This is a genomic window from Thermus tengchongensis, from assembly GCF_021462405.1.
Classification (GTDB): Bacteria; Deinococcota; Deinococci; order Deinococcales; family Thermaceae; genus Thermus; species Thermus tengchongensis.
Window position 1 is genome coordinate 310,566 of sequence record NZ_JAKEDU010000002.1, and the last position, 21,595, is coordinate 332,160.

Here is a 21,595-nt window from a genome sequence, read left to right on the forward strand (position 1 = left end):
CTTACCCTCCCAGAAGCCGCCTCAGGGCCAAGGGCAGGTCCTCCCTGCCCCGCACCTCCGTGGCGGCCAGCCCCTCCTCTTTTCCCAAGGCCTCCTTCAAGTCCTCCAGAAACCGCCCCTGGCCGTAAGGCCCCTGCACCTGGGCGTACCCGTAGAGGGCCAGGGTGGGGAGGAGGCGCCTTAGGGCCTCGAGGGCCAAGGGGGTGTCCCCCTGCCAGTTCTCCCCGTCGGAGAAGTGGTAGAGGTAGCGGTTGTAGAAGGCCTCGGGGTAGGCCTTGAGGATCTCCTCCGCCAGGAGGAGGGCGCTGGAAAGCCTCGTGCCCCCGCCTTCCCGGGCCCGGAAGAACTCCTCCTCGCTCACCTCCCAGGCCTCGGCGTCGTGGAGGAGGTAGCGCCTTTCCAGCCGGGGGAAGTGGCGCTTAATCCAGAGGGTGATCCAAAAAGAGAGGGTCTTCACTAGCCTAAGCTCCTCCTCCCGCATGCTCCCGGAGACGTCCAGGGCGAAGAGGACCACCGCTTGGGCGTGGGGACGGGGCTTGCTCCTCGGGGCCTTGTAGCGGAGGTCCTCCCGCTCAGGGACCAAAAGGGGCTCTTCTGGACGGTACTCCCCGGTGATGAGGGCCCGCTTCAGGCTTTCCTTGAGGGTGCGGCGCACGTGGCGCAGGCCCCTGGGGCCTTTCCGGGCGATGGTGGTGTAGCGGAAGGCCTCCTCCGTCACCTCCCCTTCTCCCTTGGGCCGGAGCCGGGGAAGCCTTAGGGCCTCCCCCATGAGGTCCAAGAACTCCTCCAGCTCCAGCTCGGCCACGGGCACGTGGCCCGCGGGGCCCAGGCCTTCCGTCCCCGGGCCCCCAAGGCCCAGGCCTTCCCCCCGGGGCTCCCCGTAGACGATCTTGGGGAGCTCCAGCTGGGGCAAGGGGATGGAGACCAGGCGGCCTTCCACCTGGCCGAAGAGTTCCTCCCGGGTTAAAAACTCCCGGGCCTTTTTCTTCACCTCCCCGCGCACGATCTCCTTGAAGCGCAGAAGGTCCCGCTCGATGGGCCTCATCGCTCACCCCGGGCGAAGATGGAGGCGGCGAACTCCAAAACCCCGCTGGCGCAGTGCTCGCAGTAGCCGTGGTCGCGGATGAGGCGGGCCTTGACCACGTCGATCTTGGCCTGGGTCTCCGGGTCCACTACTCCCGAGACCAAGGCGGAGAGACGGATGGTGTCCTTCTGGTCGTCAAAAAGCTTCAACTCCAGGGCCCGGCGGAGCCTTTCGTTGTCCTTGTAGGTGAACGGCCTTCCCTCCAAGGCTAAGGCGCCGATGTAGTTCATGATCTCCCGGCGGAAGTCGTCCTTGCGGGACTCGGGGATCTCGATGCGCTCCTCGATGGAGCGCATGAGGCGCTCGTTGGGAGGCTCGGGGGCACCGGTGTAGGGGTTTTTCACCTTCTCCCCCAGGACGTAGGCCTTCACGTGGTCGATGTAGTTGTGGAAGAGGCGGTTGAGGGCCTCCTCGTCCGCGGCGATGGCCCTTTGCACCTCGTTCTTCACGATCTCCGCGTACTCGGCCTTCACCTCCTGCAGAAGGGCCCGGTAGCGCTCCCGGGTCTTCTCGTCGGAGATGAGGGAGTGGTGCTTCAGGCCCTCCTCCAGCTCGTTCATCACCATGAAGGGGTTGATGCAGGGCTCCTCCGAGGTGACCAGGACGTTGGAGATCTTGTCCTGGATGTAGCGGGGGCTGATCCCCTCCAAGCCCTCCCGCTTGGCCTCGGCCATGAGCTCCCGCACCGCCTCCTCCGTCCAGCCGGGAAGGAGCTTGCCGTCGTAGAGCTTGAGCTTCTGCATGAGGGTGAGCCCCGCCCGCTTGGGAGGCTCCAGCCGGGTGAGGACGGCCCAGGTGGCGGCCATCTCCAGGGTGTGGGGGGCGATGTGCTTGGCCCGCACCTTGCTGAAGTCCCGCTTATAGATCTTCACCTCGTCGGAGACCCGCAGGATGTAGGGGACGTCGATCTTGATGGTGCGGTCGCGAAGGGCCTCCATGTACTCGTTGGCCTGGAGCTTGCGGTATTCCGGCTCGTTGGTGTGCCCAAGGATGATCTCGTCGATGTCCGTCTGGGCGAACTTCTTGGACTTGATCTTGTGCTCCTGGCTGGCGGTGAGGAGGTCGTAGAGGAAGGCCACGTCCAGCTTGAGGATCTCGATGAACTCCACCAGGCCGCGGTTGGCGATGTTGAGCTCCCCGTCGAAGTTGAAGGCCCGGGGGTCGGAATCGGAGCCGTAGATGGCCACCTTGCGGTAGTTGATGTCCCCGGTGAGCTCGGTGGAGTCCTGGTTCTTTTCGTCCTTGGGCTGGAAGGTGCCGATGCCGATCCGGTCCTTTTCCGAGAGGACCAGGCGCTTCACCACCACCTCGTCCTCCAAGACGGCCGCCAGGTCCCCCCCGTGGCGGGCCAGGGCCTCCCGCATCTGGAAGCGGCACACCGGGCAGAGGTCCCCTTCCACCTCGAGGGGGTAGGGGTACTCGGGATGGAGGTGCCTAAGCTCCTCGAGGAACTCGTTTCGGATCTCCTTGGGCAGGAGGAGGAGGGGTTCCTCGTGCATGGGGCAGGGGAGGGGGCCCTCTGGGGTTTTCCAGTAGAAGGTGAAAAGCTTCCCTTCCTCCGTGCGGCTGTAGGCCTCGAGGCCCTTCTTGAGGAGCCGGGCGATGGTGCTCTTGGCCGAGCCCACGGGGCCGTGGAGGAGGAGGATCCGCCGTTCGGGTCCTAGGCGGTGGGCGGCAGCTTTTAAGGTGGCCACCAGGCGCATGAGGGGCTTGTCCAGGCCGAAGATGGCGTCCTTCCCCTCCTCAAAAGGGTCGTCGAAGAACCGGTAGTGAAGGAGCTTCTCCCTGAAGAGGGTATACTCCTCCACCCCGTAGGAGAGAATCATGTCGTGGACCCTCTGGAAGCTGGTCCTCAAGGGCCTGGGGTCCTTCTTGAGAAGGCCTAGATAGTCGGCGAAGGAGCCTTCCCAGCTTAAGGCCCGGTAAGCCTCGAGGTCTTGACGGCGACGGATGCGCTCCAGTTCGTTCATGGACGCCCTCCTTCATACCGGCTAGGGACGGGTTTTGATAGCTTTGCCTTTATTGTAGCAGGTTCTGGGCGGAGAATGTGGCCCCGGTTCTAGCTGGGGAAGGGGTTTTGCGCTAAGCTTCCCTAGCTTCTTGAGATCTCATAGAACCCCCGGGCGTTGTGGAGAAAGTGGGCCAGGATGCCAGGGAGGAGGCTTCCCGTGAGGAGGTAGGTGAGCCCGAAAAGGAGCCCGGCAAGCCCGGTGTAAAGGGGATAGGCGAAGGCCCGCCTGGGGGCGGGGTGAAGGAGGGCGAAGACCAGGGCCTGGAGGAAGAGCCCCGAGGGCCCCAGCCAGGCCGTGAGGAGGCTTTGCAGAAGCCCGCGGAAGAAGACCTCCTCCGCCACCCCCGAAAGGAGGGCGAGGAGAAGGAGGGTTGCGGGTCCTACCCCAGCCCGGCGCAGGGCTTCTCCCAAGACCCGATGGAGGCTTTCCGCCTCCCGAAAGGAAGCGGGGAAGAGATGCCGGAAGGCTTCCTCCAAAGCGGCCAAGGCCAGGATGAGACCCAGGGCATAAAGGAGTTCCCTGGGGCTCGCCTGGCCGAAGGGAAGGCCCAAGAGGAGCATGCCCGAGGCCCCAAGGAGGAGTAGCCCTCCTTGGAGGGCCAGGAGCAAGCCCAGGGGCGGGGGGACCAAGGCCCTAAGGCCTACTCCCCGCCCAGGGCGAAGCCCTGGTCCAGGAGCTTCTTGGGGTAAGCGCGGAAGGCGAGGAGGGTTTCCGTGCGCTCCACCCCTTCCAGGGCCAGGATCCCCTGGGTGACGGCATCGTCCAGTTCCTCGAGGTCCTTCAGGCGCAGAAGGGCCAGCAGGTCAAAGGGGCCCGTAACCGAGTAGACCTCGGCCACCTGGGGGAGTTCGGCGATGGCCTCGCCCAGGGCGGCGATCCGGTCCCCACGGGCACGGATGAGTACGAAGGCGGTGACCACCCCTTTATCCTACCTCCAGGATCAGCTTGGGCCGGAAGGCCAGGGCATCGGCGGCCACCAGGTGAAGGGGGATGCCCCGGTACTCCTTGGGCAGCTTTTCCGGGTCGGCCCCGTGCAGGTGGCCGTAGACGATGGCCTGGGGCTTGGCTTCCGCGGCCAACTCCAGGAGGGGGGTGGCCTCCCCGCTGGGGCCGAAGGGGGGAAAATGGAAGGCCACCACCAGATGGCGGTAAGCCTTTCCCTTAAGGTCCTGCAAGGAGAGCTTGAACCGCTCCACCTCCCGGGCGAAGATCCGTTTGTCCTCTGGGGTGGCGGGCGGGTACTGCCAGCCCCTACTTCCCGCCACCGCCACCCCGTCCAGGACCAAGGCGTCGTTTTGCAGGGCATACATCCCTGGGGGGAGCACGCTCCTCAGCCGGCTTATGGAGGGCCACCAGTAGTCGTGGTTCCCCTTCAGGAGCACCTTTTTGCCGGGCAGGGCGGCCAGGTCCAGGAGGTCCGGCAGGGCCTCGCCCAGGCGCATGGCCCAGGAGATGTCCCCGGGCACAATCACCAGGTCCCCCTCCGCCACCACCTCCCGCCAGCCCCGGAAGAAGGCCTCCGGGTGGCCCTGCCAGTTGGGGCCGAAGATGGTCATGGGCTTGGGGTGCAGGCGGGAGAGGTGGGGGTCGGCGATGGCGAAGACCCGCATGGGCTTTAGCGTACCCTATGGGTATGGAGAAGGCTGAGGCCCTGGCCTACGCCTTAAGGCTCCTTTCCCAAAGGGCCATGAGCCGGGCCCGCCTGCGGGAGAAGCTTCTCGGCCGCTTTCCCGAGGGAGAGGTGGAAGGAGCCTTGGCCCGCCTCGAGGAGCTGGGCTATCTAGACGACCGGGCCTTTGCGGAGGCCTTCGTGGCCACCAGGCGGAAGTATGGCCCCCATAAGCTCCGGTTTCTCCTGAAAGCCCGGGGGGTTCCGGAGGAGGTGGTGGAGGAGGTCCTTGCCGCTTATGGAGAGGAGGACAGCCTGGAGGCCGCGCTTAACGTCCTCCGCCGCTACCCCCGCCGCCAGGACAAGGCCAAGGCGGTGCGCTTCCTTCAGGGCCGGGGGTTTCCCCTTTCCGTGGCCTTGGAGGCGTACCGGCTTGTCAAGGAGGAGGAAAGCGGGTAAAAAGAGCCCATGCCCGAGGTGCGCGCGGAACGCTTCATCAAGGCCTCACCGGAAAAGGTGTACACCTTGGCCAAGGACCTGGAGGGCTTGAAGCCCTACCTCAAGGAGGTGGAAAGCCTCCGGGTGCTCGCCCAGGAGGGCCAGCGCACCCGAAGCGAATGGGTGGCGGTGGCCATGGGCAAGAAGGTGCGCTGGCTGGAGGAGGAGGAGTGGGACGACCAAAACCTTCGGAACCGCTTCTACTCCCCGGAGGGGGATTTTGACCGCTACGAGGGCACCTGGGTCTTCCTACCGGAGGGGGAGGGGACCCGGGTGGTCCTGAGCCTGACCTATGAGCTTACCATCCCCATCTTCGGGGGGCTTTTGCAGAAGCTGGTGCAAAAGCTCATGCAGGAGAATGTGGAGAGCCTTCTTAAGGGCTTGGAGGAGCGGGTTTTGGCTTCCTAGTTGCGCATGGGGCCCTTTTGCTCTACCATGGGCCTGAAGCCGCCCATGCCCTTCCAAAGCGGGGTGGCCCAAGAGCTTTCAGGAGGTCAAAGTGGAAACGTTGCGCGTGTCTTCCAAGTCCCGTCCCAACTCCGTGGCCGGCGCCATCGCGGCGCTCTTGCGCACCAAGGGGGAGGTGGAGGTGCAGGCCATCGGGCCCCAGGCGGTGAACCAGGCGGTGAAGGCCATCGCCATCGCCCGGGGGTACATCGCCCCCGACAACCTGGATCTGGTGGTCAAGCCGGCCTTCGTCAAGCTGGAACTGGAGAACGAGGAGCGGACCGCCCTTAAGTTCAGCATCAAGGCCCACCCCCTGGAGTCTTGAGGCCCGCAAGCCCCAGGGCCTTGGCCGTCCGCATCCTCCTCGAGGTGGAGCGGGGCGGCAGGGCCCAACTGCTTTTGGACCGGGCTTTGGACCGTCTGTCCTGGCCCGAGCGGGACAGGGCCTACGCCACCCACCTGGTCTACGGCACCCTGCGCCGCCTGAGGCTTTTGGACTTCCTTTTGGAACCTCTTCTAGAGCGTCCGGAGAAGCTCCCTAAGGAGGTGCGTTGGGTCCTGCGCCTGGGAGCCTGGGAGTGGCTTTCTGGCAAGGCGGACCACGCCCGGGTAAGCCCCTGGGTGGAGGAGGCCAAGCGCGCCCACCCACGCCTGGCGGGTTTGGTGAATGCGGTACTCCGGCGCCTCGAGCCCCGGGAGGCCCCGGAGTGCGTGCGCCTTTCCCTTCCCGAATGGCTCTGCGAAGCCTGGCGGGCCTTCTTCGGCCAGGTGGCCTTCGCCGAGGGCTTCAACGAGCCTGCCCCCCTCTTCCTCACCGCCTACCGCTCCGTGGAGGGGCTGAGGCCGGGGCCCCTTCCGGACAGCTACATCTGGGAGGGCCCGAAGACCGATTTTTCCGCCTTGGGGTTGCAGCCGCAAAACCCCGCCTCCCTCTTCGCCGCAATGCTTTTGGAGTCCAGTCCGGGGGAAAGGGTGCTGGACCTCTGCGGGGGGGCCGGGCTCAAGGCCTTCTATTTGGCGGCCAAGGGGGCGGAGGTGATCTCCTACGACCTGAACCCCAGACGGCAGCAGGCGGGGGAGAAGACAGCGAGGAAGCTGGGCCTGAGGGTGACCTACCGCACCCAGGACCTGACGGAACCCCTTCCCGAGAAGGCCAAAAAGGTCCTCCTGGATGCTCCTTGCACCGGAACCGGCACCTTTCGCAGCCATCCTGAGCTCCGCTACCGTTTGGCGCCCCAAGACCCCGGGCGCATGGCACAGTTGCAGCTCAAGCTCCTGGAAACCGCCGCCCGGGCCACGGAGGAGGGAGGGGTGCTGGTCTATAGCGTCTGCACCCTGACGGAGGAGGAGGGGGAGGGGGTGGCCCGGGCCTTTCTCGCCCGGCATTCGGAGTTTGAGCCGGAGCCTATAGCCTGCCCCTTTCCCGTGCTTCGGTCGGGCCTGGGCGTCTATGTGGCCCCAGAGGGAGGCCTGGATGGGTTTTATTACTTGCGCCTGCGGAAGGTAAACTCTAGAACATGAAGCTGGTGTTCGTGGGCCTGGGCAAGATGGGGAAAAGCATCCTGAAGGGTGCCTTGGAGCGGGGTTTCCTCAGGCCCGGGGAGGTGGGGGTGGTGGGCCGCACCCCGGAGCGCACCCGGGAGCTGGCCGAGGCCTTTGGCCTCCGCCCCCTGTCCCTGAAGGAACTCGTCCAGGCGGAACGGGTGCTTCTCGCGGTCCAGCCCCGGGATTTTCCCCATCTGGCCCCGGAGATGGCCCATCCCGGGGTGGGCTACATCTCCATCATGGCCGGGGTATCCACGGCGGTGCTTTCCCGCAGGCTGGACACCCGGAGGGTGGTGCGGGCCATGCCCAACCTGGCGGCAGTAATCGGGGAAAGCTCCACCGCCCTCACCGCCTTAAAGGAGGCCCGGGAGGCAGGGGACCTGGACTTCGCCCGGGCCCTTTTCGCCACCGTGGGGGACGTGTACGAGATCCCCGAGCACCTTTTCGATCCTTTTACCGCCATGTCCGCTTCCGCCCCCGCCTATCTGGCGGTGGTGGCGGAGGCCTTGGCCGACGCGGGGGTGAAGATGGGTATGCCCCGGGCCCTGGCCCTGCGCCTGGCGGCGGAGGCCTTGGCGGCCACGGGGGAACTCCTGAAGGGCCGCCATCCCGCCCAGCTTAAGGACGAGGTGGCAAGCCCCGGGGGCACCACCATCCACGGCCTCCATGCCCTCGAGGCCCGCTCCTTAAGGGCCGCCTTCTACGAGGCGGTGGAGGCGGCCACCCGGCGGGGGCACGAGCTGGGAGAGGCGGAGTAAGGGTATGGGAGGCCCTAAGGGCGGGGGGCTTTGGCGGTTCCTCTGGGCGGTGCCGGTTTTCCTTTGCCTGGCCCTGGGCCAGGTCTTTCCCCAGGGAGGGGGACGGTACCTGTACTCCGATGGCACCCAGCAGGAGCTTCTCCCCACCCCCGAGGGCTACCGCCTCCGCTACTGGAAGGAGGGGCGCGTGTTCCGGGAGGACCGGCTCAAAGGAGGTGCCGAGGGGCTTTTTCTCCTAGGGGTGGGCTTGCCCGAGGGGTACTTTCCCTTTTCGCCCCCTCTTCTGCTCTACCCCTCGAGGCTGGACCTGGGGCTTTCCTGGGGGGGAAGCGCCCAGTTTCGCGGGCAGCGGGTGGCCCTTTCCGCTCGGGTGGAGGGAATCGAAGGGGTAAGGGTGAAGGCCGGGGCCTTCAACGCTTATCGGGTGCGGGTGGCCTACACCACGGAGAAAGGAGGTACGGATCTCAAGGAGATCTTCCTGGTTCCCGGCCTCGGGGTGGTGGCCTACCGCACCGGGGAGGCCTGGGTGGAGCTTTTAAGGCTCCCGCATGCCCTTACGCCCAGGCAGGGGCCCTAAGCCTTGGCCTTGAGGTAGTAGTGCAGGATTTCCCGGTACATGCGCAGGCGGTGGAGAAATCCCGGTAGAAGTCCCCGCTTTTCCTCCTTCATCACCTGGCTCACCCCAGGAAGGGGCAGGTAGAGGACCCGCCAGCCCGCCTTTTTGGCGTGGCGGGTGAGGAGGAGCTCCAAGTCGTATCGGGCACCCTCGAGGCCCTGCACCCCTCGCAAATCCTCCGTCTTCAGGGCCCGCTGTCCGGAGAGAAAGGGGGTGAGGCGCATGGCGAGATCCGTGGAGAGCCTTCCCCCTTGGAAGATGCCCACCGTCATCTCCGCCTTTCCCTCTGCCACAGGGTCCAGCAGGGACTCCAAATGGTGCGGGGCAAGACCCAGAAGATCCGCATCAAGGAGGAGGACCAAGGGGGTGTTCACCCGTTTGAGCCCTTCGGCGATGGCCCCGCCCTTACCCCGGTTCTGGGGAAGGCGCACCACCTGGGCCCCGGCCTTGGCCGCCTCCTGGGCGGTGCGATCCTCCGAGCCGTCGTCCGCCACCACCACGGGGAACCCTGCCTCCTTGGCCACCCGCACCACCCCTGCGATGGTGGCCTCCTCGTTGTAGGCAGGGATGAGGACCGTGGCCTCCATCTAGCCCCCGAGAAGCCTCCTTAGGTCCTGGAAGGTGACCAGGATGACCAGGAGGATGAGGAAGACGAAGCCCAGGTAGTGCACCATGGCCTCCTGCTCGGGGCGGATGCGGAGGAAACGGGAGAGGAAGAGGAGAAGAATACGCCCGCCGTCCAGGGCAGGAATGGGCAGAAGGTTGAAGAGGGCCAGGGAGAGGTTGATGGCCACGGTAAGCTCCAGCAACCGGAAAAGGCCCTCCTGGGCTGCCCGGCCTGTTTCCGCCACGATGCCCAAGGGGCCCACCACCCCGCTGTCTGGGTTCCCGGCCAGCACGCCCAAAAGCCCGCTCACCAAGGCCTTGGCCATCTGGGGGCCGAAGGCTAAGGAGCGGCTCACCGCCAGGCCAAACCCCTCCAGGAAGCTCACCCTGTGGAAGGCCACCTCGGGCTGGTACACCACCCCAAGCCGCTCCATGCCCTCCTGCCAGGTGAGGGTGAGGGTGAGCTCCTGTTCCTGGCGGCGCACGGTGAGGGTATGCCCCCCTGGGGTCTTCACCCGTTCAATCTCCTGGGCCTGGGCGAGGGGGGTGCCGTCCACGGCCACCAGGATGTCGCCCGCCCTTAGCCCCGCCCTTTCCGCCACGCTTCCCGGGAGGACTTCCAGGATCACCGCCCTTCCCGTGGCCTCCGGCACCCCTTGAGTGCTGAAGAGGTAGGCCAGGAGTCCCCAGGCCAGGAGGACGTTCATGACCACTCCCGCTAAAAGGACCCAAAGCTTCCCCAAGAAGGGAAGGGCATCATACCCCCGCCCCCGCTCCTCGGGGAGGAGGCCCTCGATGTCCGCGTACCCTCCCAGGGGAATGGCGGAAAGCCGCCACTCGGTGCCCCAGGCCTGCCGTTTCCACAGGATGGGGCCGAAACCCAGGCTGAAGGCCTTGACCCGCACCCCTTGGGCCCGTGCCGCCAGGTAGTGCCCCAGCTCGTGCACGAAGATGCTCACGCCGATGATGATCAAAAACCAAAACAGGCTCATGCCCACCTCTTGGCCTCTTCCCGGGCCCAGGCGTCCACGGCGAAGAGGTTCTCCCATGTTAGGGGAAGGGAAGGGGTGTTTTCCAGGACCCGAGCCAGGATCTTTGGGATTTCGGTAAAGGGGATCTTTCCGGAAAGGAAGGCTTCCACCGCCACCTCGTCGGCGGCGGAAACCGCCACCTGGGCCACCCCGCCCCGCCTTCCCGCCTCGTAGGCCACCGCCAGGGCGGGGAAGCGGTTGAGGTCTGGTTCCAAAAACTCCAGGGTCCCGGGGAGGGGGAGGTTTTTAAGGGGGGTTTCCGCCCTTTCGGGGTAGGTGAGGGCGTACTGGATGGGAAGGCGCATGTCCGTGGGGCCCAGTTGGGCCTTAAGGCTACCGTCCACGAAGCGGACCAGGCTGTGGACATAGGCCTGGGGGTGAACCAAGACCTTGATCTTCTCCAGGGGAAAGCGGAAAAGCTCCTTAGCCTCGAGGACCTCGAGGCCCTTGTTGAAGAGGGTGGCGGAGTCTATCGTGACCTTGGGGCCCATGCGCCAGCGGGGATGGTTCAGGGCCATCTCCGGGGTGACCTGGGAGAGGTCCTGGGGCTCCCGAAGGAAGGGTCCTCCGCTTGCTGTCAGGATGAGCTCGGCCACATCCTCCCGCCTTTCCCCCAAGAGGACCTGGAAAAGCGCCGAGTGCTCAGAGTCCACGGGGAGGATCTCGGCTCCCTGGGCATCCACCTCCTGCCAGAGGAGGGGTCCCGCCGCCACCATGGCCTCCTTGTTGGCCAGGGCGATGCGCTTTCCTGTCCGGACCGCGGCCCGGGTGGGAGCAAGCCCCGCCAGGCCCGGAATGGCGGCCACGGCCACCTCCGCCTCCAAGGAGGCCACCTCTTCCGGGGTGCCCAGCCTTAGCCCGGGGAAGCGAGCCTTTAGCTCCCCGTGGAGGCTTTCGTGAGCGGCCACCAGGAGGGGCCTCCACTCCTGGATCTGACGGGAGAGCTCCTCCAGGTTTTGCCCTGCGGCAAGCCCCACCACCCGGTAGCCCCGCCAGCGGCACACCTCGAGGGCCTGCCGCCCTATGGAACCCGTGGAGCCCAGGATCACCACTCGTTTCATGTGAAGAGCACCACCAAAAAGTAGGTGAGGGGGAAGGTGAAGAGAAGGCTGTCGATCCTATCCAGAAGGCCGCCGTGGCCGGGAAGGAAGTGCCCCGAGTCCTTCACCCCACAGTACCGCTTCAGCATGGACTCCACCAGGTCCCCAAGCTGGGCGGCCAGGGAAAGGAGGAGGCTGAAAAGCCAAAGTTCCAGTAGGCCGAAGGGGAAGACCTCCCGCACCAGCCCGGTGTAGAGGGCCAGGGCCAGGAAGCTTACCGCAATCCCTCCCAAAGAGCCCTCCACCGTCTTGCCGGGGGAGATTTCCGGGGCCAGCTTTTGCCGGCCCAGGGTCCGGCCCACGAAGTAGGCGCCGATGTCGGTGGCGAAGCTGGCCACCAGGGGCAGGGAAAGGGTCCAAAGGCCCAGGGTGCTGTCCGGGATCTCCCTTAGGAGGAGGACATACCCCAGGCTCCAGGGTAGGTACAAAAAGGCCATGAGGGTGAAGGCGAAGCGGGTGAGGTCGGCTCCCCGCAGAAGCTCATGGCTGAAGCTTCCCAGCAGGAAAAGCCCCAGGGCCACCTCCCGCCAGGGCACCTGGGGGAAGTGCCAGTAGAGCTGGGGCAAGGAGAAAAGGAAGAGGAGTACCCCCCCGCCCACCAGGAAGGGCAGGTTCAGCCGGATGCCCCTTTTGGCCAGCATGTCCCTCAGCTCCAGGCTCCCCAGCCACAGGACGAAGACCAGGGTGGGCAGGATTAGGACGAGTCCCCCCCACAGCACCCATAGGAGCAAAAGAACCCCTACCAGGGCGGAGAGGACCCGGGTGGGCAGGTCGTCCCTGCCCTCCATCACCCCTCCCTCCCCGTGGGCCCCCGGGCAAGGGGCCCATACGATTTGGGCAAGCCGTCCACAGCAGACGAAAGGTGGGTCCTAAGGGGCTTCCTAGCCTAGGATCTCCTGCTCCTTCTTCTCCAGAAGCTCGTCGGCCTTGGCGATGAACTCGTCGGTGATCTTCTGGATTTCGGCCTCCGCCCGCTTGGTATCGTCCTCCGAGAGGTGGAGCTCCTTGGAGATCTTCTTGAGTTTTTCCAGGGCCTCGCGCCGGATGTTGCGGATGGCGATCCGCCCCTCCTCGGCGTAGTGGCGGGCGGTTTTCACCAGCTCCTTGCGCCGTTCCTCGGTGAGGGGGGGAATGTTGATGTACAGGGCGTCCCCCTTGTTGGCGGGGTTCAGGCCCAGGTCCGAGTCGCGGATGGCCTTCTCTATGGCCTTTAGGGCGTTTTGGTCCCAGGACTGCACCACCAGGGTTTTGGCGTCGGGGGCGGTTACGGTGGCGATTTGGGAGAGGGGCACGTGGGTGCCGTAGTACTCCACCTTGAGGTGGAGGAGAAGGGCGGGGTTGGCCCGCCCGGTACGAAGGCCCGCCAGGTTGTGCTCCAGGGCCTCGAGGCTCTTTTGCATGTGTGCCCTTGTTTCCGCATAAAGCTCTTTCAGGCTCATGGCACCTCCTTCAGGTGTGGATCAGGGTACCCACCTTTTCCCCCTGGATAATACCCACCAGAGCGCCGGGTTTGAAGATGTCAAAGACCACGATGGGAAGCCCTGCCTCCATGCACAGGGTGATGGCGGTGGTGTCCATGACCTGTAAACCCCGGTTCAAGACTTCGAGGTAGGTGAGCTCCTCAAAGCGCACCGCGTTGGGGTTCTTCCGAGGGTCATCGGAATAAACCCCGTCCACCTTGTTCTTGGCCATGAGGACCACCTCGGCCCCCACCTCTAAGGCCCTTAGGGCGGCGGCGGTGTCCGTGGAGAAGAAGGGGTTCCCGGTGCCTCCGCCGAAGATGACGATGCGTTCCTTCTCCAGGTGGCGCAGGGCCCGCCTGCGGATATAGGGCTCGGCCACCTGGGTGATGGTGAGGGCGGTCTGGACCCGGGTGGGAATGCCCAGGGACTCCAGGGCGTCTTGCAGGGCTAGGGCGTTCATGATGGTGGCCAGCATGCCGATGTAGTCGGCGGTGGCCCGGTCCATACCCACCCCCTGCCTTGCTCCCCGCCAGAGGTTCCCCGCCCCGATCACGATGGCCAGCTGGACTCCCGTGTCGTAGGCGGCCTTGATCTCCTTGGCGAGGGCCTTGGTGGCCTCGGGTTCGATGCCGAAGCCATTTGCGGTCAGAAACTCGCCGGAGAGTTTAAGGAGGACCCTTCTGTACTTCATGGCTTATCTGGCCCCACAACCCGATTGAACAAAACCGGGGCCCCTTTGGGTAAGGGCCCCGGGTGTACAGCATGGCCTACGCCCCCAGCTCGAAGCGGCAGAACCGCCGCACCACGATGTTTTCCCCGGTTTTGGCGATGGCCTGCTGGATGAGCTCCTTCACCTTAACCTTGTCGTCCTTGACGAAGGGCTGCTCCAGGAGGGCCACCTCCTCCAGGTACTTCTTCAGGCGCCCCTCGGCGATCTTCTCCGCAATCTGGGCGGGTTTGCCCTCGTTGAGGGCGGCCTGGATGTAGATCTGCCGCTCCTTCTCCAGCTCCTCCGCGGGAATCTCCTCGGCGGAGACGTAGCGGGGGTTCATCATGGCGATGTGCATGGCCAGGTCCCGGGCCAGGTTCTGGAAGATCTCGTTCCGGGCCACGAAGTCGGTCTCACAGTTGAGCTCCACCAGAACCCCCACCCGCTGGTTGTGGTGGATGTAGTGGCCGATAACCCCTTCCCGAGCCTCTCGCTCTGCTTTCTTGGCTGCCTTTATGGCCCCCCGCTCCCTGAGGAGCTGAACGGCCTTTTCCTCGTTCCAGCCGGCGTCCTCGAGGGCCTTCTTCACGTCCATCATTCCGGCCCCCGTGGCCTCGCGCAGCTTCTTGATGAGTTCCATTTGGCTCATGCTTCCACCTCGTCCTCGCCAAGGTCGGATGCCTCCCGGACCTGGGCTTCCGCCTTCTCGGCCTCCTCCACCAGGGCGTAGGAAGGGGAAGGCTCCACCACCCCGCCCCGGGCCTGGATGATGAGGTCCACGGCCCGGGAGACGATGAGCTGGATGGAGCGGATGGCGTCGTCGTTGCCGGGGATGATGTAGTCCACCAGCTCGGGGTCGGAGTCGGTGTCTGCCAGGGCCACCACAGGGATGAAGAGCTTACGGGCCTCCCGCACGGCGATGGCCTCCTTGGTGGGGTCCACCACGAAGACGGCGTCGGGAAGGCGCTTCAGACGGCGAAAGCCCGAAAGGTACTTCTGCAGGCGGTCCAGCTCGTGCTTTAAGCGCACCTGCTCCTTCTTGGGCCGGTCCTGGATCTCCGGGGAGGCGAAGAGGTTCTCCAGCTCCTCCAGGCGGTTCACCCGCTGGGAAATGGTCTTGAAGTTGGTGAGCATGCCACCCAGCCAGCGCTGGTTCACGTAGGGCATCCCCGCCCGCTCCGCTTCCATGCGGATGATGTCCTGGGCCTGCTTCTTGGTGCCCACGAAGAGAATGGTGCCTCCCCGCATGGCCAGGTCCTCGAGGAAGCGGAAGGTGCGCTCCAGCTCCACCATGGTCTTTTGCAGGTCGATGATGTGGATGCCGTTGCGCTCCGCATAGATATAGCGGCTGAACTTGGGGTTCCAACGCTTGCGCTCGTGGCCGAAGTGAACCCCTGCCTCCAGAAGTTCCTTGATGCTGATGTTTACAGGCATATTCCTCCCATTCGGGGAAGGTTGGGCTTGGCGTTTCCTGTGCGCCGTCCTCTTTCCCGCAGGACCTTCCCCTGCCTACGGGCTGGCCCGGCACACCTCTCCGATTATAGATGGAGGAGGGCCTTTGCGTAACCCCCCCTTTTGGGCTATACTCCCCTAGGCTTGGGGCGGTAGCTCAGAGGGAGAGCACCCGCCTTGCAAGCGGGAGGTCAGGGGTTCGAATCCCCTCCGCTCCACCACGATGAGAAAGGCAAATCCCCGGGGTTGCCAAAGCCCCGGGGAATGCCTTTTGACACCTACACGACACCTAATAGCCAGTTGTTAGGTGGTAAATCAAATAACCCACGGCTCCCCCTAAAAGGGCGGCCATGAGCCCTGCCCACCAAGGATGCTTGCGCGCCCAGACCAAAAACTGCCCTGAGATGGTGAGCCCCGTGCGCCGTACTGCCCAAAGCTCCACCACTCCAAGCCAGACCACCAGCCCAACCCAAAAGAGAAGCCACCACCATAAGCCGGCCAGGGCAAAAGCGACAGCCAGTGTCGCGAGCATGAGTAAAATGCCCCAGGGCAGTTCTTTAACCCTCATACTTTCAGCTCCGTGTAGAGGTTGGCGCGGTTGATGATCGCACAGGCATAGTTCGGGTTCCTCTTACCCTGACGGAAGGCGGTAGGCCCTACGTTGTAGGCCTGGAGGAGCTCGTACCACGATGCTCCAGGGAACTGCCCCCTAAGCCACTCCAGATACGCCAAGCCCGCCCCTACCGCGTACCAGATGCGCCCGGTCATGTCCATACCGAGGAGTTTCTGCGGGTCCTGGTTCACCTGGCAGAACGCTGCGGGCTTCACCTGCAGGGGGCCGATCTCGGTCCCCGCCGCGGCGGTGCACCGCCCCTTGGCCAAGGCCGCACGGATGCGGTCGGTTTCCAGGTACAGGCCGAAGCCGCTTTCCTGCCAGGCGAGCGCGGTGGCGATGTCTGGCGGTATGCCGTAGTTGGTGGAAGTGGCCAGGACCGAGGCCAGGACCATGGTGCAGGGGGTTCCCGCGGAGGGAATGCATGTCCCCAGGTTGGGCCGCACCTCACGAATGCGCTCGTGGATGCGGTAGATGAGCTCCTGGTAGCTCTTGGACAAGCCACTCCCGGGCTGGTACTGGCACGTGGTTGGGGTAAGGGAGGGGTTGGGCGCAGGCTGGGAAGCGGGGCGAGGCCGAACGAGAAGCCAGGCGGCCACCGCCCCCAACGCTAGCACGCCCCAGTTAGCCCCTCCGGTGCGCAACGTCCTCCACCCCCCTGGCCGTGCGCCGAATCCGCTTCATGCCGCGGTTCAGGGTCAACATGCCTCCTGCGTGGTACCAGACGAAGGCCTGCAGGTCCCAGTAACGTGCAATCCCACCCCTAGCCTCCGCTCCCGGCACATGGCGCCCATCATGGCGGGCCAGGGGGAAAATGCCCGCGTCCACGGCCGGCACGGGTTGAGCCGGGGGAAAGACCAAAGGTTTAGTGGACCACCCGCCAGGCACCATCACGGCCCCCAGGTGAGTGTCCATTCGCCGATGGTGAGCTTGTAGAGGTTGGTTTTAGTGAACTCCTGGCCGCTGTCAAAGTTTATGCCAATGTAGTACCGCTGCCAGTAATTAGGATTCCTTATCCCAAGAGCTATACTTCTTATCGTTTCATTCGCTTGTGTTGTACCGAATGTCAGGGCATTAGTTAGACGCTGGCGCGACCCTGGCACATAGCTTTGGTATGAAATGGCGACATAACGGTTTGGGTCACTATCAACATATGTCGGCGTACCCGAGTATAGAGCATTTACTTGGAAGTTGCCAGCAAACAAATGGACATACTGACCACTTGACACAAACTTCACCGTCGTTGAACCCGCAACCAACGCATCCACTAACAACAGGTCGGTCATATTGGTGGTACCAATAGACCCAGTGCCACCGCCGTTCACATAGAAAGTTCCTGTTCTCACGCCAATGCCATCTATGTTTATTGAAGCCGGAGCGGTAAGGGGGGAGATGGTAATCCTTATGGTATAGATGAGCCGCAACCTCTGGTCGCTATCTGGAGTAATCACAATAGGGGTTCCATTCCCATCCCTAAACAGTTCACGGCTCATTAGGTTTTCGCCCGAAGTGCCGGATGGGCTGAACCCCCACTCTGTTAGGTTCATGTTCCCGACTTGGGTTTCTGTGAACTCACGCGCCACATTAATGTCGTACACCCCATCAGCCGGCCTTGTTATTGTGCGGGTATTACTTGAACCATTCTGGTCCAGTTGTGTTCTGGCGATTTCATTCGCCAAGCCTGTTTGCGTGGGAGATGGTGGTACAGAGCCCGTGCCGACGACAGCATACCTTGACAGAAATATAAAGCCGTGCTGTGCAATCAAAGTATCATAGGCATTGTCAAGCACGATGTTGTGCTGCTCCGCCTCCATGTCCACCACCCAGCGCTTGCGCCGCCCACGCCCTCCAGGGCCAAAGCTCAAATCCTCCACATAACGCCCAAGCTGCCAATGCATGTGCTGAGGCTGGAGCCGCACACCTGCTTGCGGTGGCGGCGGGAGAAGTGGGCGCACGCGCACTACCGGGATAACCTTGCCAGCGTTATCGGGCTTCCAGAGCTTGCTCATCTCATACCTCCTCATGCGGGTTCGTAGGCCCCTGTAGTGGGAGCGCTCAGGGTGGCCGTCCCTAGGACATCTGGGCTCGTGTAGCCCGGCCAAGTGGTAGTGTCCACGACAATAACCACAAGAGCGTAAGCGCCGGTAGTTGGGGCGGAAAGTTGCGCTTGCCCGAGGACATCCATACCAAGGTCATAAACTAGAACCACAGGCACATAGGCCCCTGTAGTGGGAGCGGCAAGTTGGGTTTGGCCCACGGCCTCCGTACCGAGGTCAAGGACGATGACGACGGGAATGTATGCCCCTGTTGCGGGAGCGCTCAGCGTGGCCGTGCCCAGTAGGTCCATGCCAAGGTCTTGTGTGATAACCACGGGAGTGTAGGCACCTTCGGAGGGCGGGACCAACGCAGCTTGCCCAATAGTGTCGTGCACGTACACCGGGTACAGCTCAGACCTTAGAGCGTAGCCGGTGGCGTCTAGAGCGCTAACCAGGCTCCCCAGGAGCTCTATCTGATAGGGCAAGGCGACCGCCTGGTCCAGGACCACAGGCTCAGCGAAGGTCTGCACTACGTGGGCGGTAGTGTAAAGGTGCCTTTGCACCCGCTGGAGCAGGGTGGTGCGGTCAGGGCTGAGGTGCCAGACCAGGACGTCCGAATCGGGAGGGAAGTAGCCCACCACAGCATCGTTCAGGACCACGGGGTCTACCCCTGGGAAGGGGCCCCGCATCACGTAGTTCTGGCTAACGGGGTCCCATTGGCGGATCCAGACTTCCCCTTGACGTTCGTAGACCACCACATGGCGCGCGGCCTGGTCAAAGGCCAGGCCCATGTGGGCGACTTCCTGCACGGGGTGGGGGAGGGGGGGCACCTCTACTTCTACCCACACGGCCACTTCGGGCCCACGGGGATCGTTAAGGGCCCACGGACCCTCCCCGGGCACCTGGGCCTGGAAGAGGCGGAAGCGGCGCTCCACCCGGTCCAGCACCGCCGCCCATGCGTAGCCAAACAGGGTGGTGTAGCTGCCATCCCCCGTATCCCCCATGGCCCGGGGCCCCGGGGCTAGGCGCACTTCCGGGGCGAAGGTTTTTCCCCGCTTGTAGGTCCTGGCCTTGGCCGTCATTGCAGGAGAAACTGCACCACCGCAGGACCTTCCCCAGCGTCCGAGACTTCCAGCACCTCCAGCGCAAAGGAAAGCTCCAGCGCCGCCGCGGGCAGAAGGATGTAGGGCCCCACCCGCTGGGGGCCGAAGGTAAACCAGAGCCGGGCCTTGGCGTCCCCGATGTTGACGATGTGCCCCCGGGTAGCGGGCTTGCCGAGAAGGCCCGTCACATCGATGCGGCGGGCTTCCCCTTCCACCTGCACCTGGGCGATGAGGGGCATGCGGGCCGGATCGTGGCCCTGCAGGTCCCGCCGGGGCCGGCCAAACTCGTACTCCAGGGTGCGCTGCACCGCGCCTAGCTGGTCCTTCAGGCAGGCCATATCCTCCCGCAGGGCGGCCAAGGCCTCTTGCAGGCGTCCGGGAAGGTTGGCCAAATCCTCCTGCTTCAAACCCAAGAGGTTGAGCATGCACCACCCCCTTTAGGTGGACTCTGGCTGGGCGCGCCCAGATTTTCAAGCGCGGGGCGCACCACAAAGGCCCCGATGAGGATCAGGGCCAAGAGGTAGATGGTGAGCAGCCCCAACCCCACCCCTAAACCTTGCTTGTAGGATTGCCAAAAGGTCTGCCCTTCCACCGGCTACTCCTTTTTCACGCCCATGGCGGCCCCGATGAGGGCCAGGATGAGGGCCAGACCCACCCAGACCAGGAGGGCTCCCACCACGAAGCCAGCGCCCAGCTGCACGCCATCCTGGAAGCTCATCTCCCACCTCCTGTCTTCTGCTCCATGCCCATGGCCCGGATACGGGCTAGGGCGGCCTCGATCTGCTTCTCTGCAATAGTTCGGCTAAGCCCGGGGGCCAGCTCTTGAAGGGTGCTAATGGCCTCTTCCAGCTTGCGGGCGGCCCGCTCCTGGGGCGGGAGATCGCTTTTGCGGTAGCGCTCCTCCACCGCTAACACGGCCTGCTCCGCCAACCGGGGAACCCTTTCCGCAAGCCAACGCTCGTAGTTGGACGCCAGCATGCGGATAAGCCCCGCCAGTACAGGCCCCACCACGGGGATGCTCCCCACCAGGCGCACCAGAAGGCCAGCCAGCAGGGCCACCGCACCCAGGGCCACCAGGGCTTGCACCGCCCACGCTCCCCAGAGGCTTGCGGGGGGAACTAGGTCCGTCCAGCTCATAGCGCACCCCCGAGGCTGGCTACCCCGCCCCGGCTAGCGCAATCGCAGGGCGTAGGGGCCACGGATCCGTCCTTGCAGGTGGCGATCACCTGGGGGCACATGGTGGTTTCGGAGTAGCCGGAAGAACGGTCCTCCCAGCGCACCGTGCCCCCGGAACTAGGGGCGTTGGATGGGGCAGGGGAGACCTCCTTTCCCTTCCGAGCCCACCACACTCCCAGCAGGGCTCCTCCCGCCATGGCCGCTGCTACCCAGAAGGCCTTCATCCCCACCTCCTACCAAACCAGCTGACCAGGTGCAGGGCGGGGCACGAACGCCGGGTTAAACCAGGAGCAAAGGCTGGGGGCCACCCGACACAGCGCGTCGTCACTCAGGCTGCCCAACCCCCAGCCGTAGGGGCTGGGCATGGTGTCCACTACCGCAGGCGGCGCGGCTTGATCACCAGCTTCGCCCGAGCCCGCACCACCCGGGCTAGCCGTGCCGCCCCCCTTGGCCAGGGAGTAGGCCAAGTATGCGGCCACCCCACCGCCAACGAGCATCAAGAGCAAGGTCTTGCCGTCCATTCAGGCCTCCTTTTCCTTCCTCAAGCGGACCCCCTGGCGGTAGGCCAGGGCCTCCGTGGCGTTGGCCAGGCGGTTGAGGAGGTGGGTCTGTTCCCGCTGGCCTTCCTCCATCCGGGCCAGGCGGGCCTTCATTTCGGCCACATCGACGAAGACCATCCGCAGGAATGCCGCAAAGGCCGCCACGGCCAGGCCGGAGTCCAGAAGGTCCTTCCACTCCATCAGCAGAACACCCCCTGAGCTTCCAGATCCGCAATCTGCTTGCGCAAGCGGGCTATTTGCGATCTGGCCCCGTCAGCTTCCTTCTGCATTTGGACATACTGCTGCCGCAAAACCTGGATCTGACGCAGGGCCTGAGCGATGTTGGCGTTCATCCTGCGCAAGTCGTCCCAGGTGTCGTCCCAGTTATCCCCAGGGCGAAGCTCGTGCTCCCGGGGAGCCAGTTCCCCCCCTAAGCGGACGTAGCTCGTGCACAGGGAGTACGCGGCGCTGTCGGTTTCCTGCCCGCTAACGGTGTACCAGTGGTTCCAATGGCAGATTGGAAAGCCGTTGCAGTGGTATTGGAACACTGGGTTTGCCGCGTAGATTCGGCACAGGGATTCGGCCTCCCGCTCGATGCGCCGCATCTGCGCTTCAGCGTTGGCAAGCAGGTCTTCCTGCTTTTTCAAATCGCTGCGGTATGCGGTCAACAGTTGGCAGTACGTGGCCCGGTTATCCTGCACCCCGGGATGGGTAGGCACCACCCCCGCGGCTGGCACTACCGGGGATGCCCCCATTTCCACTCGCCGCTCCTCCGCCTTGGGCCGCGAGCGCACCATGTACCCTACGCCCACAATGCCCAGCCCGACTCCCCCCGCAACGGCAGCTGCCGCTAAACCCTTCACCCTTTCACCCCCAGATAAATGCCCACGGCCACCAAACCTGCCCCCGCTGCCAGAAGAGCAATACCTTGGGCGGACTGCACCGCTTTGAAGTTGTAGTAGATGCGCGTTCGCTGGGTAGCTTGCTGCCAGTACACGGCATCGCGCGCCGCCCCCTGCTGGGCTTCCGCCATTCGTCCGAGTTCATGCCACTGAACGATGACCGCATCCACCAGGTTTCTAACGGACCGCTCGCGCGAGCGCGCGATTTCCTCGGCAGCTTCTGCTTGGCGGCTGACCCCCAAAAAGGAGAACACGCCGCCAACAACGCTGCCAAGGAAGCCGAGTACCGGGTCCAT

30 protein-coding genes and 1 tRNA gene are annotated in these 21,595 nt (G+C 64.4%); 7 read left to right on the plus strand and 24 right to left on the minus strand.

Translation table 11 applies throughout. From position 1 onward, the window contains the following. Position 1 precedes the first annotated feature (1 nt). The 5 genes from L1087_RS03920 to L1087_RS03940 all read right to left on the minus strand — a co-directional run bounded on the left by L1087_RS03920 (position 2) and on the right by L1087_RS03940 (position 4,706). Positions 2–1,045, minus strand: a complete 1,044-nt coding sequence (locus L1087_RS03920; protein ID WP_234557718.1) for a DUF444 family protein — start codon at positions 1,043–1,045, stop codon at positions 2–4. Further along, positions 1,042–3,054, minus strand: a complete 2,013-nt coding sequence (locus tag L1087_RS03925; RefSeq protein WP_234557719.1) for a PrkA family serine protein kinase — start codon at positions 3,052–3,054, stop codon at positions 1,042–1,044. Before L1087_RS03925 ends, L1087_RS03920 begins: the two co-directional genes overlap by 4 nt. 122 nt (positions 3,055–3,176) lie before the next feature. After that, the gene (locus tag L1087_RS03930) at positions 3,177–3,725 is read right to left on the minus strand and encodes a CPBP family intramembrane glutamic endopeptidase (RefSeq protein ID WP_234557720.1); all 549 of its coding nucleotides are present in this window, start codon (positions 3,723–3,725) and stop codon (positions 3,177–3,179) included. A gap of 11 nt (positions 3,726–3,736) precedes the next feature. After that, positions 3,737–4,015 carry an Lrp/AsnC family transcriptional regulator gene (locus tag L1087_RS03935; RefSeq protein ID WP_135343412.1) on the minus strand — a complete coding sequence of 93 codons (279 nt, stop codon included), beginning with the start codon at positions 4,013–4,015 and terminating at the stop codon, positions 3,737–3,739. Positions 4,016–4,019: 4 nt separating this feature from the next. Beyond that, positions 4,020–4,706: a metallophosphoesterase gene (locus tag L1087_RS03940; RefSeq protein ID WP_234557721.1), complete on the minus strand. Its 687-nt coding sequence runs from the start codon at positions 4,704–4,706 to the stop codon at positions 4,020–4,022. Between the two features lie 17 nt (positions 4,707–4,723). On the opposite strand from L1087_RS03940, the gene L1087_RS03945 reads away from it, so the two are divergent. The 6 genes from L1087_RS03945 (at position 4,724) to L1087_RS03970 (ending at position 8,530) form a co-directional block, all read left to right on the plus strand. After that, a complete protein-coding gene (locus tag L1087_RS03945; protein ID WP_038042012.1) occupies positions 4,724–5,164 on the plus strand; it encodes a regulatory protein RecX in 441 nt (146 codons plus the stop codon). A 9-nt stretch (positions 5,165–5,173) separates the two neighbouring features. Continuing rightward, positions 5,174–5,611 (plus strand): type II toxin-antitoxin system RatA family toxin, encoded by a 438-nt coding sequence (locus L1087_RS03950; RefSeq protein ID WP_234557722.1) that lies wholly within the window; start codon positions 5,174–5,176, stop codon positions 5,609–5,611. Between the two features lie 91 nt (positions 5,612–5,702). Continuing rightward, positions 5,703–5,975 (plus strand): stage V sporulation protein S, encoded by a 273-nt coding sequence (locus L1087_RS03955; protein WP_003044778.1) that lies wholly within the window; start codon positions 5,703–5,705, stop codon positions 5,973–5,975. Continuing rightward, entirely contained in the window at positions 5,972–7,171 is a 1,200-nt protein-coding gene (locus tag L1087_RS03960) for an RsmB/NOP family class I SAM-dependent RNA methyltransferase (protein WP_234557723.1), read from the plus strand. The genes L1087_RS03955 and L1087_RS03960 overlap by 4 nt, the downstream gene beginning before the upstream one ends. Next, positions 7,168–7,953 carry a pyrroline-5-carboxylate reductase gene (proC, locus tag L1087_RS03965; protein WP_234557725.1) on the plus strand — a complete coding sequence of 262 codons (786 nt, stop codon included), beginning with the start codon at positions 7,168–7,170 and terminating at the stop codon, positions 7,951–7,953. The genes L1087_RS03960 and proC overlap by 4 nt, the downstream gene beginning before the upstream one ends. Before the next feature lie 4 nt (positions 7,954–7,957). Then, positions 7,958–8,530, plus strand: a complete 573-nt coding sequence (locus tag L1087_RS03970; RefSeq protein ID WP_234557726.1) for a hypothetical protein — start codon at positions 7,958–7,960, stop codon at positions 8,528–8,530. Here L1087_RS03970 and L1087_RS03975 read toward each other — a convergent pair. The 8 genes from L1087_RS03975 to rpsB all read right to left on the minus strand — a co-directional run bounded on the left by L1087_RS03975 (position 8,527) and on the right by rpsB (position 14,912). Further along, positions 8,527–9,156, minus strand: coding sequence for a glycosyltransferase family 2 protein (locus L1087_RS03975; RefSeq protein ID WP_135260807.1), 630 nt, complete (start codon positions 9,154–9,156; stop codon positions 8,527–8,529). The genes L1087_RS03970 and L1087_RS03975 overlap by 4 nt on opposite strands. Further along, on the minus strand, positions 9,157–10,167 hold the full coding sequence (locus L1087_RS03980) for a M50 family metallopeptidase (protein WP_234557727.1): 1,011 nt from the start codon (positions 10,165–10,167) through the stop codon (positions 9,157–9,159). Continuing rightward, a complete protein-coding gene (gene dxr, locus L1087_RS03985; protein ID WP_234557728.1) occupies positions 10,164–11,267 on the minus strand; it encodes a 1-deoxy-D-xylulose-5-phosphate reductoisomerase in 1,104 nt (367 codons plus the stop codon). Before dxr ends, L1087_RS03980 begins: the two co-directional genes overlap by 4 nt. After that, positions 11,264–12,094 (minus strand): phosphatidate cytidylyltransferase, encoded by an 831-nt coding sequence (locus tag L1087_RS03990; protein ID WP_234557729.1) that lies wholly within the window; start codon positions 12,092–12,094, stop codon positions 11,264–11,266. The genes dxr and L1087_RS03990 overlap by 4 nt, the downstream gene beginning before the upstream one ends. 93 nt (positions 12,095–12,187) lie before the next feature. After that, the gene (frr, locus tag L1087_RS03995) at positions 12,188–12,745 is read right to left on the minus strand and encodes a ribosome recycling factor (RefSeq protein WP_038042031.1); all 558 of its coding nucleotides are present in this window, start codon (positions 12,743–12,745) and stop codon (positions 12,188–12,190) included. A gap of 10 nt (positions 12,746–12,755) precedes the next feature. Further along, positions 12,756–13,460 (minus strand): UMP kinase, encoded by a 705-nt coding sequence (gene pyrH, locus L1087_RS04000; RefSeq protein ID WP_135260810.1) that lies wholly within the window; start codon positions 13,458–13,460, stop codon positions 12,756–12,758. A 76-nt stretch (positions 13,461–13,536) separates the two neighbouring features. After that, positions 13,537–14,127, minus strand: a complete 591-nt coding sequence (tsf, locus tag L1087_RS04005) for a translation elongation factor Ts (RefSeq protein WP_234557730.1) — start codon at positions 14,125–14,127, stop codon at positions 13,537–13,539. Then, complete coding sequence (gene rpsB / locus L1087_RS04010; RefSeq protein ID WP_038042035.1) at positions 14,124–14,912, minus strand: 30S ribosomal protein S2; 789 nt, start codon at positions 14,910–14,912, stop codon at positions 14,124–14,126. The genes tsf and rpsB overlap by 4 nt, the downstream gene beginning before the upstream one ends. A 164-nt stretch (positions 14,913–15,076) precedes the next feature. Here rpsB and L1087_RS04015 point away from each other — a divergent pair. Continuing rightward, positions 15,077–15,151: transfer RNA gene (locus L1087_RS04015), tRNA-Ala, on the plus strand. A 68-nt stretch (positions 15,152–15,219) separates the two neighbouring features. Here L1087_RS04015 and L1087_RS04020 read toward each other — a convergent pair. The 11 genes from L1087_RS04020 to L1087_RS04065 form a co-directional block, all read right to left on the minus strand. After that, entirely contained in the window at positions 15,220–15,498 is a 279-nt protein-coding gene (locus L1087_RS04020; protein ID WP_234557731.1) for a hypothetical protein, read from the minus strand. Then, entirely contained in the window at positions 15,495–16,043 is a 549-nt protein-coding gene (locus tag L1087_RS04025; RefSeq protein ID WP_234557732.1) for a transglycosylase SLT domain-containing protein, read from the minus strand. The genes L1087_RS04020 and L1087_RS04025 overlap by 4 nt, the downstream gene beginning before the upstream one ends. A gap of 124 nt (positions 16,044–16,167) precedes the next feature. Further along, a complete protein-coding gene (locus L1087_RS04030; RefSeq protein WP_234557733.1) occupies positions 16,168–16,371 on the minus strand; it encodes a hypothetical protein in 204 nt (67 codons plus the stop codon). Positions 16,372–16,433: 62 nt separating this feature from the next. Then, the gene (locus L1087_RS04035) at positions 16,434–17,552 is read right to left on the minus strand and encodes a hypothetical protein (protein ID WP_234557734.1); all 1,119 of its coding nucleotides are present in this window, start codon (positions 17,550–17,552) and stop codon (positions 16,434–16,436) included. 11 nt (positions 17,553–17,563) lie between these two features. Beyond that, positions 17,564–18,661, minus strand: a complete 1,098-nt coding sequence (locus tag L1087_RS04040) for a hypothetical protein (RefSeq protein ID WP_234557735.1) — start codon at positions 18,659–18,661, stop codon at positions 17,564–17,566. Beyond that, a complete protein-coding gene (locus tag L1087_RS04045; RefSeq protein WP_234557736.1) occupies positions 18,658–19,107 on the minus strand; it encodes a hypothetical protein in 450 nt (149 codons plus the stop codon). Before L1087_RS04045 ends, L1087_RS04040 begins: the two co-directional genes overlap by 4 nt. Positions 19,108–19,277: 170 nt before the next feature. Next, positions 19,278–19,400 (minus strand): hypothetical protein, encoded by a 123-nt coding sequence (locus L1087_RS13165; protein WP_267964671.1) that lies wholly within the window; start codon positions 19,398–19,400, stop codon positions 19,278–19,280. Then, entirely contained in the window at positions 19,397–19,819 is a 423-nt protein-coding gene (locus L1087_RS04050; RefSeq protein ID WP_234557738.1) for a hypothetical protein, read from the minus strand. Before L1087_RS04050 ends, L1087_RS13165 begins: the two co-directional genes overlap by 4 nt. A 560-nt stretch (positions 19,820–20,379) precedes the next feature. Then, the gene (locus L1087_RS04055) at positions 20,380–20,598 is read right to left on the minus strand and encodes a hypothetical protein (RefSeq protein WP_234557739.1); all 219 of its coding nucleotides are present in this window, start codon (positions 20,596–20,598) and stop codon (positions 20,380–20,382) included. Further along, entirely contained in the window at positions 20,598–21,260 is a 663-nt protein-coding gene (locus tag L1087_RS04060; RefSeq protein WP_234557740.1) for a hypothetical protein, read from the minus strand. The genes L1087_RS04055 and L1087_RS04060 overlap by 1 nt, the downstream gene beginning before the upstream one ends. Beyond that, positions 21,257–21,595, minus strand: a complete 339-nt coding sequence (locus tag L1087_RS04065) for a hypothetical protein (RefSeq protein WP_234557741.1) — start codon at positions 21,593–21,595, stop codon at positions 21,257–21,259. Before L1087_RS04065 ends, L1087_RS04060 begins: the two co-directional genes overlap by 4 nt.

What these genes read in the sequence shown, in the direction of transcription:
- L1087_RS03920 (WP_234557718.1), bottom strand. Translation starts at nt 1,045, where the DNA reads ATGAGGCCCATCGAGCGGGACCTTCTGCGCTTCAAGGAGATCGTGCGC.
- L1087_RS03925 (WP_234557719.1), bottom strand. Translation starts at nt 3,054, where the DNA reads ATGAACGAACTGGAGCGCATCCGTCGCCGTCAAGACCTCGAGGCTTAC.
- L1087_RS03940 (WP_234557721.1), bottom strand. Translation starts at nt 4,706, where the DNA reads ATGCGGGTCTTCGCCATCGCCGACCCCCACCTCTCCCGCCTGCACCCC.
- L1087_RS03945 (WP_038042012.1), top strand. Translation starts at nt 4,724, where the DNA reads ATGGGTATGGAGAAGGCTGAGGCCCTGGCCTACGCCTTAAGGCTCCTT.
- L1087_RS03950 (WP_234557722.1), top strand. Translation starts at nt 5,174, where the DNA reads ATGCCCGAGGTGCGCGCGGAACGCTTCATCAAGGCCTCACCGGAAAAG.
- proC (WP_234557725.1), top strand. Translation starts at nt 7,168, where the DNA reads ATGAAGCTGGTGTTCGTGGGCCTGGGCAAGATGGGGAAAAGCATCCTG.
- L1087_RS03970 (WP_234557726.1), top strand. Translation starts at nt 7,958, where the DNA reads ATGGGAGGCCCTAAGGGCGGGGGGCTTTGGCGGTTCCTCTGGGCGGTG.
- L1087_RS03975 (WP_135260807.1), bottom strand. Translation starts at nt 9,156, where the DNA reads ATGGAGGCCACGGTCCTCATCCCTGCCTACAACGAGGAGGCCACCATC.
- L1087_RS03980 (WP_234557727.1), bottom strand. Translation starts at nt 10,167, where the DNA reads ATGAGCCTGTTTTGGTTTTTGATCATCATCGGCGTGAGCATCTTCGTG.
- dxr (WP_234557728.1), bottom strand. Translation starts at nt 11,267, where the DNA reads ATGAAACGAGTGGTGATCCTGGGCTCCACGGGTTCCATAGGGCGGCAG.
- L1087_RS03990 (WP_234557729.1), bottom strand. Translation starts at nt 12,094, where the DNA reads ATGGAGGGCAGGGACGACCTGCCCACCCGGGTCCTCTCCGCCCTGGTA.
- frr (WP_038042031.1), bottom strand. Translation starts at nt 12,745, where the DNA reads ATGAGCCTGAAAGAGCTTTATGCGGAAACAAGGGCACACATGCAAAAG.
- pyrH (WP_135260810.1), bottom strand. Translation starts at nt 13,460, where the DNA reads ATGAAGTACAGAAGGGTCCTCCTTAAACTCTCCGGCGAGTTTCTGACC.
- tsf (WP_234557730.1), bottom strand. Translation starts at nt 14,127, where the DNA reads ATGAGCCAAATGGAACTCATCAAGAAGCTGCGCGAGGCCACGGGGGCC.
- rpsB (WP_038042035.1), bottom strand. Translation starts at nt 14,912, where the DNA reads ATGCCTGTAAACATCAGCATCAAGGAACTTCTGGAGGCAGGGGTTCAC.
- L1087_RS04020 (WP_234557731.1), bottom strand. Translation starts at nt 15,498, where the DNA reads ATGAGGGTTAAAGAACTGCCCTGGGGCATTTTACTCATGCTCGCGACA.
- L1087_RS04035 (WP_234557734.1), bottom strand. Translation starts at nt 17,552, where the DNA reads ATGAGCAAGCTCTGGAAGCCCGATAACGCTGGCAAGGTTATCCCGGTA.
- L1087_RS04040 (WP_234557735.1), bottom strand. Translation starts at nt 18,661, where the DNA reads ATGACGGCCAAGGCCAGGACCTACAAGCGGGGAAAAACCTTCGCCCCG.
- L1087_RS04045 (WP_234557736.1), bottom strand. Translation starts at nt 19,107, where the DNA reads ATGCTCAACCTCTTGGGTTTGAAGCAGGAGGATTTGGCCAACCTTCCC.
- L1087_RS13165 (WP_267964671.1), bottom strand. Translation starts at nt 19,400, where the DNA reads ATGAGCTTCCAGGATGGCGTGCAGCTGGGCGCTGGCTTCGTGGTGGGA.
- L1087_RS04050 (WP_234557738.1), bottom strand. Translation starts at nt 19,819, where the DNA reads ATGAGCTGGACGGACCTAGTTCCCCCCGCAAGCCTCTGGGGAGCGTGG.
- L1087_RS04055 (WP_234557739.1), bottom strand. Translation starts at nt 20,598, where the DNA reads ATGGAGTGGAAGGACCTTCTGGACTCCGGCCTGGCCGTGGCGGCCTTT.
- L1087_RS04065 (WP_234557741.1), bottom strand. Translation starts at nt 21,595, where the DNA reads ATGGACCCGGTACTCGGCTTCCTTGGCAGCGTTGTTGGCGGCGTGTTC.